Here is a 16,796-nt window from a genome sequence, read left to right as displayed (position 1 = left end):
CCCTGGACATCAGCGTCCTTCACTCGTGCCTCGGCCATGTCTTCCCCCTTGGCATCACCTTTATGGTCGATTGTAACGAACGGAGGCATCGAAAGTTCCGCGCCTTTCGCGCGCGATCCGTCGTTGCGCCGGCGCGCTGGCTGAGCGGCGCGCGCCCCCTAGTCTCAGTGACGGCGGCCTGCCACACTCGGCCGCGGAACGGGGTCTCGAGGCCCCGCGCAACGGGAGGACAAGCGATGAACCCGAACAAGAAGCGCCTCGCGCGCCGGTCCATGGCCTTCGTGCTGGCCGGCGGTCGCGGCTCGCGCCTGCGCGAACTGACCGACCGACGGGTGAAGCCGGCCGTGTATTTCGGCGGCAAGACCCGGATCATCGACTTCGCGCTGTCGAATGCCCTGAATTCGGGCATCCGCAAGATGGCGATCGCCACCCAGTACAAGGCGCACAGCCTGATCCGCCACTGCCAGCGCGGCTGGAACTTCTTCCGCGCCGAGCGCAACGAGTTCCTCGACATCCTGCCCGCGTCGCAGCGCACCGACGAGGCGATGTGGTACCGCGGGACGGCGGATGCCGTGGCGCAGAACATCGACATCATCGACAGCTACGGCGTCGACTACGTGCTCATCCTCGCCGGCGACCACATCTACAAGATGGACTACGAGAAGATGATCGAGCACCACGTCGACTCGGGTGCAGACGTGACGATCGGGTGCCTGACCGTGCCGCGCGCCGAGGCGTCGGCCTTCGGCGTCATGGCCATCGACGAGAAGGACGTGATCACCTCGTTCCTCGAAAAGCCCAAGGACCCCCCGGGCACGCCCGACAACCCGGACGTGACGCTCGCCTCGATGGGTATCTACGTGTTCCGCTGGGATTTCCTGCGCGACCTGCTGCAGCGCGATGCGGACGACCCGTCGTCGAGCCACGATTTCGGCAACGACCTGATCCCCGACATCGTCAAGAACGGAAAGGCGCAGGCGCACCGGTTCGAGAAGTCCTGCGTGCGCAGCTCCACCGAGGCGACGGCTTACTGGCGCGACGTCGGCACGGTGGACGCGTTCTGGAAGGCGAACATCGACCTCACCAACTTTGCGCCCGAGCTCGACCTCTGGGACCGCGACTGGCCGATCTGGACCTATTCGGAAAGCGTGCCGCCCGCAAAGTTCATCCACGACGAGGAAAACCGCCGCGGATCGGCCGTGTCCTCGCTGGTGTCGGGCGGCTGCATCGTCTCGGGCACAGAGATCCGGGAATCGCTGCTCTTCACGCAGGTGCACACCAACTCGTTCTCCTCGCTCGAGCGTGCGGTGGTGCTGCCCTATGTCTACGTGTCGCGGCACGCGCGGCTCAAGGACGTGGTCATCGACCGCGGCGTGCACATCCCCGAGGGGCTCGTCGTGGGCGAGGACCCGGAGGAGGACGCGAAGTGGTTCCGCGTCTCGGACGGCGGCGTGACGCTCATCACGCAGGCGATGCTCGACAAGCGGGCGGAGGCGCTTTGATGAAGGTCCTCTCGGTCGCGTCGGAATGCGTGCCCCTGGTCAAGACCGGGGGCCTCGCCGATGTCGCGGGCGCGCTGCCCGGCGCGCTGGCACGGCACGGCGTTGAGATGCGCACGCTCTTGCCCGGCTATCCCGCGGTCATGGCGGAGGCGGACGGCGGCCGCGCGCGCGACCTCGGATCGCTCTTCGGCGGGCCCGCGCGGCTCGTCGAGGGGCGGCTCGGCGACACCGTGCTCTACGCGCTCGACGCGCCGCATCTCTACGACCGCGACGGCACGATCTACGCGGGTCCCGACGGCCGCGACTGGCCGGACAACCCGCAGCGCTTCGCCGCGCTGTCGATGACCGCGGCACGCCTCGCGGCCGAAGGCACCGACGACTGGCGGCCCGACGTGCTGCACCTGCACGACTGGCAGGCGGGGCTCGCGCCGGTCTACCTGTCCGAGATGGACGCGACCGCCCGCGTCGCCACGCTCGTCACCATCCACAACGTCGCCTTCCAGGGCCTCGCGCCCGCCTCGCTCATGGATGTCCTGCGCCTGCCGCGCACGGGGTTCACTCCCGAAGGTTTCGAGTACTGGGGCCAGATCAGCGCGCTGAAGGCCGGGCTCGTCTACGCCGACGCCATCAACACCGTCAGCCCGACCTATGCCAGCGAGCTTCTGACCCAGGATTTCGGCATGGGCCTCGACGGGCTGCTGCGCAGCCGGCAGTCGAAGCTCTGCGGCATCCTGAACGGCATCGACGAGGAGGCGTGGACGCCGCCCTACCGCAACGCCCGCGGCAAGGCCAAGCACACCCGCGCGCTCCGCGACGAGTTCGGCCTGCCCGAGCGCGAGGGGCCGCTCTGCGTCGTCATCTCGCGCCTGACCGAGCAGAAGGGGCTCGACATGCTGCTCGACGCGCTGCCGGCACTGCTCGACGGCGGCGGCCAGCTGGCACTGCTGGGCTCGGGCGACACGCGGCTCGAGTCGGCCTACCGCGACCTTGCGGCCGCGCACCCGCACGTCTCCGTGCGCATCGGCTACAACGAGGCGCTGTCGCGGCGCATGCTCGCCGGCGGCGACGCGATCCTCGTGCCCTCGCGGTTCGAGCCCTGCGGCCTGACGCAGCTCTACGGGCTGCGCTACGGCACGCTGCCGCTCGTGGCGCTGACCGGAGGCCTCGCCGACACCGTCATCAACGCGAGCCCCGCGGGTCTCGCGGCCGGCGCGGCCACCGGCCTGCAGTTCTACCCGGTCAACGCCGACACGCTGACGCAGGCGCTGGTCAAGCTGACCACCCTCTGGGCGGACCGCGCGCTCTGGCAAAAGATGATGCGCAACGCTATGGCACATCCGGTGGGCTGGGACGTGTCGGCCCGCGCCTATGCCGACCTCTACGCGAGCCTCAGTAAGACCGCATGACAGACATTGCCGCTCCGGGTCCCGGGCTTGCACACCCCCTGGGGGCGACCTTCGACGGCGAGGGCACGAACTTCGCCGTCTTCAGCCAGCACGCCCAGCGGATGACGCTCTGCCTGTTCTCGGACGACGGCCTGACGGAGACCCACCGCATCGACCTGCCCGAACGGGACGGCGACGTGTGGCACGGCTACCTGCCGGGCATAAGGCCGGGCCAGCTCTACGGCTACCGCGCGGACGGCCCCTATGCGCCCGAGGAGGGGCACCGCTTCAACGCCAACAAGCTGCTGATCGACCCCTACGCGAAGCGTCTGACCGGGCATCCGGTCTGGCACGACGCGCTCTACGGCTACCGCGCCGACCACCGCGACGGCGACCTGTCCTTCGACACCCGGAACTCGGCCCCTTACATGCCGAAATCGGTGGTCGAGGATCCGTGCTTCACCTGGGGCTCCGCGCGGCGGCCGAACCGGCCGATGGAGGAGACGATCCTCTACGAGGCGCACGTCAAGGGGCTCGCCCAGCGCCACCCGGCGGCCGGCCCCAAGGGCGGCTTTCTCGCTCTCGCCTCCGAGCCGATGCTCGACTACCTGACCGGGCTCGGGATCACCGCGCTCGAACTGCTGCCGGTCCACGCCTTCCTCGACGACCGTTTCCTGGTCGACAAGGGGCTGTCGAACTACTGGGGCTACCAGACGCTCGGCTTCTTCGCGCCCGATCCGCGCTACCTGTCGCAGGGGCGGCTCTGGGAGTTCCAGCACATGGTCGCGCGGCTGCACGCGGCCGGCATCGAGGTGATCCTCGACGTGGTCTACAACCACACCGGCGAGGGCGACGAGACAGGGCCGACGCTGGCGTTCCGCGGGCTCGACAACCGCTCCTACTACCGGCTGGCGGACAATCCGCGCTACTGCATCAACGACACCGGCACCGGCAACACCATGAACTTGGACCATCCGATGGTCCTGCGCATGGTGATGGATTCGCTGCGCTACTGGGTCGAGGTGATGGGCGTCGACGGCTTCCGCTTCGACCTCGGGGTGACGCTCGGGCGGACCGCCGCGGGCTTCGATCCCGGCGCGGCCTTCTTCGACGCGGTGCGCCAGGACCCGGTTCTGGCCGGGGTCAAGCTCATCGCCGAGCCATGGGACATCGGTCCGGGCGGCTACCAGGTGGGCGCGTTTCCCCCGCCCTTCGCCGAGTGGAACGACAAGTTCCGCGACGACGTGCGCCGGTTCTGGCGGGGCGACGCGGGCACCGCCGCCGAGCTTGCCACCCGCATCTGCGGCTCGGCGGGTCAGTTCGACCATTCCGGCCGCCCCGCCACCTCGTCGGTCAACTTCATCACCGCCCATGACGGATACACGCTGACCGACGTCACCTCGTATGTGGAGCGCCACAACGAGGCCAACGGCGAGGGCAACCGCGACGGCCACGGGAACAACCATTCCGACAACTTCGGCATCGAGGGGCCGACCGACGATCCGGACATCCGCGGCGCGCGGCTCCAGCGGCGGCGCAACATGCTGGCGACGCTCCTTCTGAGCCAGGGCACGCCCATGCTGCTTGCGGGCGACGAGTTCGGCAATTCGCAGCTCGGCAACAACAACGCCTATTGCCAGGACAACGAGATCGGGTGGCTCGACTGGGACAGCGCCGACGCGGACCTGACAGCCTTCGTGCGGCGGCTCATCGCGTTCCGCAAGGCGCATCCGATCCTGCGGCAGAAACGCTTCCTGCATGCCCGCGAGCGGCTCGTGGACGGGCTCGAGGACCTGTTCTGGTGGCGCGAGGACGGCGAGGAGATGACGCCGGACGACTGGACCGACCCGGACCGGCGCGTCTGCTGCGCCGAGATGCGCATGGCCTCGGGCACGCCCCCCTATGCCCAGCGCGAGGACGCGATCTTTCTGGCGTTCAATTCCGGCCCCGCGCTGACCCTGACCCTGCCCGCCCCGCCCGCCGGGTTCGCGTGGACGCGCGACATCGACACCGCCGCCCCCGAGGCCCCGCCCGAGCGGGCCGGCGGAACAACGACGCTTTCGGCGCATTCCGTGCTCGTGTTCGTGCTGGAACCGCTGGAGGACCAAGATGGCTGATGCGCTGGCCCGCCTCGCCGACCGCGCCGGGATCCTGCCCGCCTATACCGACGTGACCGGGACCCACCGCGAGACGTCGCACGAGACCCGCGCGGCGCTCCTCGCCGCGATGGGCCTGCCGCACACCGAAGTGGCCGCCGCGGAGTACGTGGCGGCCCTGCCGGAGCGCGCGCTGCCCGAATGGATCGTGGCCGAGGCAGGCACCGCGCCGGATCTCGCGCCCGCGGGGCCCTGGCGGCTCACGGCCGAGGACGGCACCGAGACCGAGGGCACGGGCCCCCTGCCCGCGCTGCCGCTCGGGCGGCACCGGCTGCAGGCGGGGGACGAGACGTGCTGGATCCTCGCCGCCCCGGCCCGTCTGCCCCTGCCCGACCGCGGCTGGGGCCTGATCGTGCCGCTCTACGGTCTCAGGACCGCGGCCGAGGGCGGGATCGGCACCTATGACGACCTCGCGCGGCTGGCCGAGGGGCTCGGCCGGCAGGGCGCGGATTTCGTCGGGCTGAACCCGGTGCACGCGGGCTTTCCGACCGATGCCGGCGCGGTCTCGCCCTACACGCCATCGCACCGCCGCCGGCTGTCGACGCTGCACATCACGACGGGGCTCGAGACGGGCTCGGCCGGCCCTCTCATCGACTACGCGTCCGAGATCCCCGCGCACAACGCGCGTCTCGAGGCGATGCACGCGGCCTTCGAGGACGCGGGCGGCGATCCGGACCTCGATGCGTGGATCGCCCGCGAGGGCACCCCGCTCCGGCGGTTCGCGCTCTACCAGGCGCTGTCCGAACGCCACGGCACGCACTGGGATGCCTGGCCCGCGGACCTGCAGGACCCGGACAGCCCTGCGGCCCTCGCGGCCGAGGCGGATCTCGGGCCGCGCCTGCGCTTTCACATGTGGGCGCAGTGGGAGGCGGAGCGGCAGCTGCGCCGCGCACAGGACCGCGCCCGCGCCGCGGGGATGGCGCAGGGCCTCTACCTCGACCTCGCCGTCGGCACCCATCCGCACGGCGCCGAGACCTGGGAGGACCGCGCGAGCTTTGCCTTCGGGGCAAGCCTCGGCGCGCCGCCCGACGCGTTCTCGGCCGACGGGCAGAACTGGAACCTCGCGCCCTTCAACCCCGCGCGGCTGGCCGAGACCGGCTTTGCCGCGCTGGCCGAGACGCTCGCGCGCCAGCTGCAGCTCTCCGGCCTCTTGCGGATCGACCACATCCTCGGCTTCGAACGCGCGTTCTGGGTGCCGCAGGACGGCGCACCGGGTGCCTATGTCGCCATGCCGCGCGAGGCGATGCTCGCCGTCGCGCGGATCGAGGCGTCGCGCGTCGGTGCCGCGATCATCGGCGAGGATCTCGGCAACATACCCGACGGGCTGCACCACGCGCTCGACGCCGCGGGCATCCTCGGCTGCCGCGTCATGATGTTCGAGCGCCACTGGTCCGAGGGGGGCGCGTTCCGCGCCCCCGAAGCGTACAGCGAGGCGGCGATCGCGAGCTTCTCGACCCACGACCTGCCCACCTGGGCGGGCTGGCGGGCCGGGAGCGAGATCCGCGCCCGCGCCCGGCTCGACCACCTGACGCCCGAGGACGAGGCGCAGGCCCTGCAGGAGCGCGCGGCCGAGGTGGCGGCGCTTGACCGCGCGACGGCCGCCTGCTCCGATGACGAGGCCGGCAGCGCCCGGCGCATGCACGCGATGCTGGCGCGCGCAGGATCGCGGCTGGTTGCGGTGCAGGTCGAGAACGTGCTCGACATGGCCGAGCAGCCGAACCTGCCCGGCACCGTCTACGAATACCCGAACTGGCGCCGCCGGCTGACCGAGGGCGTCGATGCCCTGCCCGACGACCCCCGCCTCGCGCGGACCGCCGAGATCATGAGAGCGAACGGACGATAGGAAGCCCCATGGACATCATCACCGTCGACACCGCGCCGATCGCCGGCCAGAAACCCGGGACCTCGGGCCTGCGCAAGAAGACGCGCACGTTCATGGAACCGCATTTCCTCGAGAACTTCGTGCAGGCCATCTGGCAGGGGATCGGCGGCGTGCAGGGCAAGACGCTGGTCCTGGGCGGCGACGGGCGGTATTTCAGCGACCGCGCGGCGCAGGTCATCCTGCGCATGGCCGCGGCCTCGGGCGCATCCAGGATGATCGTCGGGCAGAACGCGCTCCTGTCGACGCCGGCCGCGTCGCACCTGATCCGCTCGCGCGGCACAGATGGCGGCATCATCCTGTCGGCCTCGCACAATCCCGGCGGACCCGACGGCGATTTCGGCGTGAAGTTCAACACCGCGAACGGCGGCCCGGCTCCCGAGAGCGTCACCTCGAAGATCTTCGAGGCGACAAAGTCGCTGACGCAGTACCGCATCATGGAAACCCAGGACGTCGACCTGTCGGCGCTCGGCACCACGTCGCTCGGCCGGATGGAGATCGAGGTGGTCGACCCGGTCGCGGACTATGCCGAGCTGATGGCGCAGATCTTCGACTTCGACAAGCTGCGCGCGCTCTTCGCCGGCGGGTTCCGCATGCGGTTCGACGCGATGCATGCGGTGACCGGCCCCTACGCGAAGGCGATCCTCGAGGACACGCTCGGCGCCGCGCCCGGCACGGTGGTGAACGGCACCCCCTCGCCCGATTTCGGCGAGGGCCATCCCGACCCGAACCCGATCTGGGCCAAGGACCTGATGGATGCGATGCATTCCGCCGACGGCCCGGATTTCGGCGCGGCCTCGGACGGCGACGGCGACCGCAACATGATCGTGGGGCGCAACTGCTACGTGACGCCGTCCGACAGCGTCGCCGTGCTGGCCGCGAACGCCACGCTGGTGCCGGGTTATGCCGACGGGCTAGCGGGCGTGGCGCGGTCGATGCCCACGTCGCGCGCGCTCGACCGCGTGGCCGAGAAGCTCGACATCGACTGCTACGAGACGCCCACGGGGTGGAAGTTCTTCGGCAACCTGCTCGACGCGGGCCGCGCGACGCTCTGCGGCGAGGAGAGCGCGGGCACCGGCTCCGACCACGTGCGCGAGAAGGACGGGCTCTGGGCGGTGCTGTTTTGGCTCAACATCCTGGCAGAACGGAAGATCCCGGTGGCCGAACTCATGGCCGATCATTGGAAGACCTACGGCCGCAACTATTATAGCCGGCATGACTACGAGGCCGTGGACACCGACGTGGCGAACGCGCTCATGGACGACCTGCGCGCGCGGCTGGCCGACCTGCCGGGCCAGGAGGTCGCCGGCCAGACCGTCGAGACCGCGGACGAATTCGCCTACGACGACCCGGTCGACGGCAGCCGCGCCGAGGCGCAGGGCCTGCGCGTCACCACCCGCGAGGGGGGGCGCATCGTGTTCCGCCTGTCCGGCACGGGCACCGAGGGCGCGACGATCCGGGTCTACCTGGAACGGGTCGAGACCGATCCCACCGCCGTCGACGACGACCCGCAGGAAGCGCTGGCCCCGGTGATCCGGGCCGCCGACGCGCTGACGGGGCTGGCCGAACGCACCGGCCGCAGCCGCCCCGACGTCATCACCTGACGCCGCACCCGCGCGCAGCGCGGCGACCCCGGAAGACCGCGCCCCGGCAGGCAGCGGCCCCGGGGACCCCATCATCCCCGGCCGTCCGGCCCGCCCCATCCCCGGAAGGAGACACGATGCCCCTTGCCGACCTGATCGCCATCGAGGAAACCGCCGCCGAAGCACGCGCCCGCGCCTGCGAGGAGGCGCTCATGACCGCGCAGACGCGGTTCGAGGCGGAGCAGTCCATCGCCCGCACGCTCGGGGGGCAGGTCGACGCGGACGGACTGGCGAGCTTCGGCTTCTGGGTGCCGGAACTGCAGGACCTGCGGGTGCCGTCGGGCGACATCTTTCTCGAGATCCTGCGGCCCTCGGAACCGCTCGACCTGACGCGCGCACATCAGGACGTGCGCTTCGACCGCGCCTTCGTCCCGGTGATCCGGACCGAGAACCACTGTTTCGCCTGCGTGCGCGGCATGCGCGCGGGCACCCGCGAGACGATCGGCGACTTCTACGCGCTCGTGTACCGCGACGCCGAGGACACCTGGCACCGAATCCTCGACCCGCTCGCCATGTCGCTCCCATTCGGCGCGATGGCGCCGGCCGAGCTTTACGACGTGGCCGCCATGCAGGCCCAGCGCGGCGACCGGTCATACTGGGAAAGCCTCAGAGGCGAGACGCCGCACAAGTTCGGCCCGGTCACCAACATCCTGCAGATCCACATCCCGACCGCGACCTCGGGCGGCACCATCGCCGCGCTGACCCGCCAGTTCGAGCGCCTGGCCGAGCGGGTCAGCCGCAACCTGCCGATGGAACCGGCCGACCAGCTCTTTCTCGGGTACGACGCGGTGCAGCCCCTGCCGGTCGAGCCGACCACCGTCTACGAGGCCGGCCCGGATTTCTGGCAGGAAACCGATGCGTCCGATACCGGCGTGACGGTGTCGCTGCTGCGCCCCGACACGACGAACTGGGGTTACGACAACGTCATCGCGGGAATGGCGACGGTGAACCCCGTCCTGCTCGAGAGCGGGCGGCCCGACGAACTCGTCGACCTCGCGAGCGTCCTGCACTCTTTTCCCGGCAAGCCGAAGAAGCTGATCTTCGACGTGGTCTACGGCCATTCCGACAACCAGGGCCTGCGGGCGCTGAACGGCCATTTCTTCGCTGGGCCGAACATGTACGGGCAGAACCTCGACTACCAGAACCCCGCCGTGCGGGCGATCCTGCTCGAGATGCAGCGGCGCAAGGTGGATTTCGGCGCGGACGGCGTGCGCGTCGATGGCGCGCAGGATTTCAAGTACTGGGATTCCGGCGCGCAGATGCTGCGCCATGACGACGATTACCTGCAATCCATGGCCGATGTCGAACAGGAGGTCGCCGGCACGCGCTACCGGCCCTGGTTCATCTTCGAGGACGGCCGCCCCTGGCCGGACGAGGACTGGGAGCTCAGCTCGACCTATCGCTGGGTGACCGAGCACCAGCGCGACGACGACGTGTTCCAGTGGGGGCCGCTGACCTTCGCGCACAACACGCCGTTCCTCTACACCTACTGGCTGTCGAAGTACTGGCGGATCCGCGAATGCCTCTCGGTCGGCGCGCACTGGATCATGGGCACCTCCAACCACGACACGCTGCGGCGCGGCACGCAGGTCAGCCCCGAGCTCAACATCAACACCCGCCTCGGCCAGACGCGGATGGAGATCCTCGACAAGGCCTACGACAATCCCGCCGCGCACACGCTGACCTACGCGGCGCTGCCGGGCGTGCCGATGGATTTCCTCAACGCCATGGCGCGCGCGTCCTGGGGCTTCATCCGCAACCAGGACGACCGCTACGGCGTCAAGGTCGTGGCCGAGGAGGCGATCTCGCTGCGCTGGCAGGTGGACGAGTATTCCTATTCGATCCCGGCGAACTTTACCCGGCTGAAATCGCTCGGGTTCGAGACGCGCGCGGACCTTGCGCGGTTCTGCACGTTCCTTCCGGCCCTTGTGGACGTGACCGAATACGATCTCGAGGACATCGCGCGGCTGCTGAACGCCACCGATCCGAAGCTGGCCGGGCCCGAGCGCTACACCGTCGCGAACCTCAAGGAGGTGGCGCGGGCGTGGATGGACGACATGCACGACTACTGCAACATCGGCCATTCGCTGGGCTCGCTCGACCCGGTACAGTCGGCCTACACCCTCGCGCTGCGCGAGTTCCGCGCGGCGCGGCCGTGGCTGCGGAACAACTACGGACCGAAAGACCATTTCGGCTACATCGAGCCACTGAACGGCCGCACGGTGTTCACCGCACTGCGGCACGGCCCGGACGGCGAACAGGTCTATTGCGTCATCCACATGGAGGGCAAGGAGACCGGCGACCTCGACCCGCTCAGGCTCAAGGTGCCGGGCATCGACGGCTTCGGCTGGGAATGCGTGCTGCGCTCTCCCGGGATCGGCGAGGACTACCTCTCGGGCCCGATCGTCCTGCGCGATTCCATGGCGCTCGTCTTTACCCGCAAGACCCGCTGACCGGGCGCGCCCGCGCTCACCGGCCCGGAAGCCAGAGCGCGAGCGCGGGAAACACGATCAGCAGAGCCACGAGCACGAGCGAGCAGAGGATGAAGGGAAAGGCCGCGGTGTAGATGTCACGCATGGTCGTCTCGGGCGGCGCCACCCCCTTCATCACGAAGAGCAGGAGCCCGAAGGGCGGCGTGGTGAAGCTGATCTCGAGGGCGAGCAGCATGATGAGCCCGAACCAGACCGGATCGAAGCCGAGATTTGTGGCGAGCGGAAAGAAGATCGGCACGGTCAGCAGCATCATCGAGATCTGCTCCATGAACATGCCGAGCACGAGCAGCACCGCGAACATCACGAGCAGCATCGCCACCGGCGCGAGTTCGAACCCCGTGGCCCAGTCGATGAGCCCGCGCGAGGCGCCCGAGAAGGCGAGAAGCTGGGAGAACGTGGCCGAGCCGAAGACGATCAGGTAGGCCATCAGCGTGACCTTGAGCGCGCCGGTGATCGACTTCCGCAACGCATCCATGGTCAACCCGCCATAGAGCACGGCGAGGATCAGCACGCCCAGCGCCCCGAAGGCCGCTGCCTCGGACGGGGTGAAGATGCCGCCGATCATGCCCGCCACCGTCAGCACCATGACCGACAGCATCGGCACCACGTCGCGCAGGATCAGCATGACCTTCTCTCCGGCGCCGAGGGGCGTCACCTCGTAGGCCGGCGCGGCCGCGGGATCGAGCCGCGTCTGCAGCCAGATGAGCCCGATGTAGAGGCCCGCAAGGATCAGCCCCGGCACGATCCCCGCGATGAGCAGCGCCCCCACGTCGATCTGCGCGAGCGTCGCCAGGAGCACTGCCAGCGCCGAGGGGGGGATGATGATGGCAAGGCCCCCGGTCCCGAGGATCGGGCCGATCGACATGTGCTTCTTGTAGCCGCGCTGGATCATCTCGGGCACCATCAGCGAGCCGAGGAGCGCGGTCGATCCCATGGACGAGCCCGACAGCGTGGAAAAGCCCGTGCCGCCGATCACCGTCACGTAGCTGAGCCGCCCGGGCAACCGGCCCAGCAGCTTGTCGATCGCGTTGAACATCCGCGCGCCGAGCCCGGTGAAGAAGAAGATCTCGCCCATCAGGAGGAAGAGCGGGATCGGCACCAGCGCGAAGCTCGTCAGCGATCCGAAGCCGTTGTTGAGAAGCTGCGTGACCCCTGCGCCGCCGCCCATGAACATCCAAGCGCCGAGGATGTTGGCGGCGAGGAAGGCCAGCGCCACCGGCATGCCGACGGCCATGAGCACCATGATCGATCCCAGAAGGACCGCGAGCGCACCGTACCATTCCATCACTCGTGCACCCCGGCCTCGCCCGAATGCAACAGCTCGGGTCCGATGACGAAGCGCGCGAATTCCACGGCCATGAGCGAGAAGCTGACCGGGAAGGCGATCGTCAGGATCCATTTCGGCGTGTAGTAGGCGCGCACGTCGTAATCCGATCTCTCGACATTGGTGAGGAAGAGCTCCGCCCCCTTCCAGGCGAGGACGAGCGAGACCGCGACGCAGAGCGCGGCCACCGTGCGGCTCACAACGCGCTGCGCGGGTTCCGGCAGCGCGGCGGTGACGAGCTCGATATGCACGTGCCCCTTTTCGCGCACGAGCCAGGGCGCGCCCAGCATCGTCATGTAGAGCAGCGCGTATTCCGACGAGGTGAAGAGCCAGGCGGGCGGCTGCATGCCGAAATTGCGCATGGTGACCGACCACACGATCGACACCATGAGCCAGACCAGCATGCTGCCGGCGACGACGGCCATGGATGTCAGCACGGCCTCGTAGGCACGGACAAGGGGGCGCATGGGCGGGCCTTCCGGTTCGACGGGCCGTGGCGGGGTGTCCGCCACGGCCGTTGCGGTCAACGGGACGCGGTCACTGCGCGTCGGCGGCGGGATCGTAGAAGCGTTCGATCAGCGCCTCGTAGTTGCCTGCGCCCATCGGGTGCTCCTCCATGAGGCCCTTCATGCGCGCCCAGGTCTTCTCGCGCGCGGCGGCGAGGTAATCGGCCCGGGCCTGCCCCTCGAGCTCGACCACCTGCATCCCCTGCTCCTCGAGCTGGGCGAAGTCCGCGTCGCGCTTTTCCTTGAGCGCCTCGACCGATGCGGCCTCGTGCTCGATCGCGACCTCCTGCAGGACGGTCCGCGCCTCTTCCGAGAGGCCGTTCCAGGCGTCGAGGTTCACGATCACCCCGAGATCGGTCGAGAAGAAGCAGGGCTCGACGCGGTAGTTCAGGAACTCGTTCCACTTGAGGTCGATGAGGCCGATCTGCGTCCAGCCGGTGGCGTCGACGACACCCCGCTCGAGCGCGGAATAGACGTCGGTGGTGGGCAGGTCGATCACCTGCGCGCCGAGATAGTCGGTGAAGAAGGCGTTGTAGACCGCGTTGCCCCGCAGCTTGAGGCCGGTCACGTCGAGATTGCCGTCGGCGTCGAGCTCGGGCGCGTTGCGGGTCCAGAGGTTGTAGCAGACCCCCGAATCGAACCAGCCGAGATACTTCACCCCCATCTTTTCCTGGTGGATGCTGTCGATCAGCTCGATCCCGCCGTTCTCGCGCGTCTCCACGGCCGTCAGGTTCGAGGCGACGAGCGCGTCCTTCTCGGGCAGAGCGCCACCGTAGAACGACCCCGGCGTGTAGACCATGTCGACCACGCCGTTGCGGACCGCGTCGGCCTGCTGGAACATGCCGATCGCCTCGGGGCCGCCGCGCACGTCGATCTGGACGACGCCCTCGCCGCGTTCGTTCACCTTGTCGACGAATTCGAGGAAGCTCTGGGTGTAGATCAGCGTCTCGGGAAAGGCGTGCACCGCCGTCAGCGTGTCCTGCGCCTGGGCGGCGGAGGCGAGCGAGAGAAATCCCGCGCAGGCGGAGCCGGCGAGAGCCCTGAACGTCATCTTCATGTGGTCACTCCTTGTCGGTCTTTTCGGTGTCGTTCTTGTTATGGTTTCGGTCCGCCGCTCAGGCGCCGCGGGGCATGGCCCAGGGCGCCCGGGCCGCGCGCGTCTCGCGGAAGGCCGCGATGTCGTCTGCATGGGCGCGGGTGAGATCGATGTCGTCCCAGCCGTTGATGAGCTTGCGCCGCCAGATGTCGGGCAGCTCGACGGGATGGTCCCGCCCGCCCACGGTGAGCGTCCCGCGCTCGAGGTCGACGCGTGCCGGCGCGGTGCCGGTGCCCAGCGCGTCGAGGATCGCCCCCGTCTCGGCCACCCGCGCGGGCAGGAGCCCGTTGTTCACGGCATTGCCCGCGAAGATGTCGGCGAAGCTTTCGGCCACGACGACACGGATGCCCGCATCGACAAGCGCGTAGACCGCCGCCTCGCGCGAGGAGCCGCAGCCGAAGTTTGGGCCCGTCACCAGCACGGAGGCGCCGGGGTGCCGGTCGAGCGGAAAGGCCGCGTCACCCTCGCGGAGGTCGGCGAACAGGAAGCCGCCATAGCCCTCGGACCTGCTCGCGGACATGAACCGCGCGGGGATGATCTGGTCGGTGTCGATGTCGCTCCGGGGCAGCGCCACCGCCCGGCCCTCGTGTTCGACCCACCCCGCCATCACGCGCGCCCCTCTAGGAGCGGACGCACGTCGGTCAGCGTGCCGGTGACGGCGGCCGCGGCGACCATGACGGGAGACATGAGATGGGTGCGCGCGCCCCGCCCCTGCCGGCCCCGGAAATTGCGGTTGGTGGAGGAGGCGCAGCGCTTTCCGGGTGCCACGGTGTCGCCGTTCATGCCGACGCACATGGAACAGCCCGAGGCCACCCAGTCGAGCCCTGCCGCGCGGAAGACGCGGTCGAGTCCCTCGGCCTCGGCCTGCGCGCGCACCAGCATCGATCCGGGACTGACCGTGCCCGGCACCTTGGCGCGGCGGCCTTCCAGCACGCGGGCCGCCGCGCGCAGGTCCTCGATCCGCGCATTGGTGCAGGACCCGAGGAACACCTGGTCGACCGGCGTGCCGTCGAGCGGGCGCCCCGGCACGAGCCCCATGTAGTCGAGCGCGGCCCGCGCCGCCTCTGCCCGTGCCCCGTCGAGGCGGGCGGGATCGGGTACGGTGCCGGTGATGGGCAGCGCCTGTTCGGGTGTCGTGCCCCACGTCACGGTCGGCGCGATGTCGGCCGCGTCGAACCGCGCGTCCCGGTCGAAGCGCGCATCGGGGTCGGACCGCAGCGCGGCCCAATCCTCGGCTGCACGGTCGAGGGCGGCGCCCTCGGGCGCGAACGGCCTGCCCGCGACATAGGCGAGCGTGGTCTCGTCGGGGGCGATCATCCCGAAACGTGCGCCGCCCTCGATCGAAAGGTTGCAGAGCGTCATCCGCCCCTCCATCGACAGCGCGCGCACGGCGCTGCCGGCATATTCGACCGCGTGGCCCGTGGCGCCGCCGGTGCCGAGCGCCGCGATCCAGTGCAGCGCCACGTCCTTGGCCGTGACCGCGGGGCCGAGCGTGCCCTCGATCGTGATGCGCATGGCACGCGGCTTCGTCTGCCAGACGGTCTGCGTCGCCAGCACATGCGCCACCTGCGTCGCGCCGACACCAAACGCGAGCGCCCCGAAGGCGCCGTGGGTCGAGGTATGGCTGTCGCCGCAGGTCACGAGGAGCCCCGGCAGCGTCAGCCCCTGCTCCGGCCCCAGGACGTGCACGATGCCCTGCCGCGGATCGTCGAGCCCGAAAAGACGCACGCCATGCGCGCGCGTGTTCTCGGTCAGACGGTCGAGCATCTTTGCGATGGCCGGGTCGCCGATGCGGTCGCGGCCGCGCGTCGGCGCGTAATGGTCCGCGACGCCGAAGGTCAGCGCGGGTTCGGCCACCGGCAGTCCGCGCTCGGCAAGCTTGGCGAAGGCGTGGTGCGATCCCTCGTGCACCAGGTGCCGGTCGACCCAGAGAAGCGATGCGCCTTCGGGGGACCGCACGATCTCGTGCGCGTCCCACAGCCGGTCGAGAAGCGTCCGGCTCATGGTGCCGTCTCCGGCCGCGGGCCGATCGCGGGTTCCCAGTGGCGCGCGTCGCCCGTGCCGACGCGCGCCAGCGCCATGTTCAGCTCGAACCGGTCGGGCCGGTAGAGCGCCTGCAGGTGCTCGACCCCGCGCCCCGAATCGTCGCGCACCACCCGCCGCAGCGACAGGAGCGCGGTGCCGGTGGCCACGCCCAGCGCCTCGGCCACCTGCGGCGAGGCGAGCGTCGCGCTCACCGACTGGTGCGCGTCCTGGACCGTCACGCCCGATCGTTCGAGCAGCTGGTAGAGGGGCGTTCCGGCAAGGTCGGCTTCGGAATAGCTGCTGGCGATGTCCTCGGGCACGTGCGTCGTCAGGTGCGAGAACGGCTCGCCGTCGGCGAGGCGCACGCGCACCGCGATCTGCACGCGGTCGCCGTCGGAAAGCCCCATGGCCTGCGCGACCTGCGCCGGGGCCGGACCGTAGGAGAACGACAGGAGCCGCGCCGAATGGCGCCCCATCTCGACCAGTTGCGGGATCAGCGTGGTCAGGTCGGCCGACATGGTCCGCCCCCCCTCGCCCGCCCGCACGCGCGTGCCGCTGCCGGCCCGCCGCTCGATCAGGCCATCCTCCGCCAGGGCGTCGAGCGCCCGGCGGACCGTGACCCGGCTCACGCCCAGCGTCTCGGCCAGCTTCTGTTCGCCCGGAATCACCGAACCCTGCGGGTGCACGCCCGACAGGATGTCGTCGCGCAGGAGCAGATAGACCCTGCGGGCCTTGCCGCCTTCCGGCAGGTTGGATCGCACGTGATCGCGCATGGCATCCCTCGATTC

The 16,796-nt window shown here is 69.9% G+C and carries 12 protein-coding genes; 6 read left to right on the top strand and 6 right to left on the bottom strand.

Translation table 11 applies throughout. The features are described 5' to 3' along the window. Nucleotides 1–236: 236 nt before the first annotated feature. From glgC to gghA, 6 genes are all read left to right on the top strand, one after another. Nucleotides 237–1,502 (top strand): glucose-1-phosphate adenylyltransferase, encoded by a 1,266-nt coding sequence (gene glgC, locus RISW2_RS11125; RefSeq protein WP_084615345.1) that lies wholly within the window; start codon nt 237–239, stop codon nt 1,500–1,502. After that, on the top strand, nt 1,499–2,908 hold the full coding sequence (gene glgA / locus RISW2_RS11120) for a glycogen synthase GlgA (RefSeq protein WP_043770720.1): 1,410 nt from the start codon (nt 1,499–1,501) through the stop codon (nt 2,906–2,908). The genes glgC and glgA overlap by 4 nt, the downstream gene beginning before the upstream one ends. Beyond that, on the top strand, nt 2,905–5,004 hold the full coding sequence (gene glgX, locus RISW2_RS11115; protein ID WP_043770716.1) for a glycogen debranching protein GlgX: 2,100 nt from the start codon (nt 2,905–2,907) through the stop codon (nt 5,002–5,004). Before glgA ends, glgX begins: the two co-directional genes overlap by 4 nt. Beyond that, a complete protein-coding gene (gene malQ, locus RISW2_RS11110) occupies nt 4,997–6,886 on the top strand; it encodes a 4-alpha-glucanotransferase (protein ID WP_043770713.1) in 1,890 nt (629 codons plus the stop codon). The genes glgX and malQ overlap by 8 nt, the downstream gene beginning before the upstream one ends. Before the next feature lie 8 nt (nt 6,887–6,894). Beyond that, nucleotides 6,895–8,526: an alpha-D-glucose phosphate-specific phosphoglucomutase gene (locus RISW2_RS11105; protein ID WP_043770709.1), complete on the top strand. Its 1,632-nt coding sequence runs from the start codon at nt 6,895–6,897 to the stop codon at nt 8,524–8,526. Nucleotides 8,527–8,642: 116 nt separating this feature from the next. Further along, on the top strand, nt 8,643–11,018 hold the full coding sequence (gene gghA, locus RISW2_RS11100; RefSeq protein ID WP_043770705.1) for a glucosylglycerol hydrolase: 2,376 nt from the start codon (nt 8,643–8,645) through the stop codon (nt 11,016–11,018). Between the two features lie 16 nt (nt 11,019–11,034). On the opposite strand, the gene RISW2_RS11095 is transcribed toward gghA, so the two are convergent. The 6 genes from RISW2_RS11095 to RISW2_RS11070 form a co-directional block, all read right to left on the bottom strand. Further along, nucleotides 11,035–12,342, bottom strand: a complete 1,308-nt coding sequence (locus tag RISW2_RS11095) for a TRAP transporter large permease (protein WP_043770702.1) — start codon at nt 12,340–12,342, stop codon at nt 11,035–11,037. Further along, nucleotides 12,342–12,848 (bottom strand): TRAP transporter small permease, encoded by a 507-nt coding sequence (locus RISW2_RS11090; RefSeq protein ID WP_043770698.1) that lies wholly within the window; start codon nt 12,846–12,848, stop codon nt 12,342–12,344. The genes RISW2_RS11095 and RISW2_RS11090 overlap by 1 nt, the downstream gene beginning before the upstream one ends. 70 nt (nt 12,849–12,918) lie before the next feature. Continuing rightward, nucleotides 12,919–13,944 (bottom strand): TRAP transporter substrate-binding protein DctP, encoded by a 1,026-nt coding sequence (gene dctP / locus RISW2_RS11085; RefSeq protein ID WP_043770695.1) that lies wholly within the window; start codon nt 13,942–13,944, stop codon nt 12,919–12,921. A 58-nt stretch (nt 13,945–14,002) separates the two neighbouring features. Then, on the bottom strand, nt 14,003–14,590 hold the full coding sequence (leuD, locus tag RISW2_RS11080) for a 3-isopropylmalate dehydratase small subunit (RefSeq protein ID WP_043770692.1): 588 nt from the start codon (nt 14,588–14,590) through the stop codon (nt 14,003–14,005). Next, complete coding sequence (gene leuC / locus RISW2_RS11075; RefSeq protein WP_043770688.1) at nt 14,590–15,987, bottom strand: 3-isopropylmalate dehydratase large subunit; 1,398 nt, start codon at nt 15,985–15,987, stop codon at nt 14,590–14,592. Before leuC ends, leuD begins: the two co-directional genes overlap by 1 nt. Then, nucleotides 15,984–16,781, bottom strand: coding sequence for a GntR family transcriptional regulator (locus tag RISW2_RS11070; RefSeq protein ID WP_043770686.1), 798 nt, complete (start codon nt 16,779–16,781; stop codon nt 15,984–15,986). Before RISW2_RS11070 ends, leuC begins: the two co-directional genes overlap by 4 nt. Nucleotides 16,782–16,796: the final 15 nt, after the last annotated feature.

The sequence above is a fragment of the Roseivivax isoporae LMG 25204 genome (genome assembly GCF_000521865.1).
Classification (GTDB): domain Bacteria; phylum Pseudomonadota; class Alphaproteobacteria; order Rhodobacterales; family Rhodobacteraceae; genus Roseivivax; species Roseivivax isoporae.
Note: the sequence above shows the minus strand (reverse complement) of the source record. Positions and strands in the feature narration are given on the sequence as shown.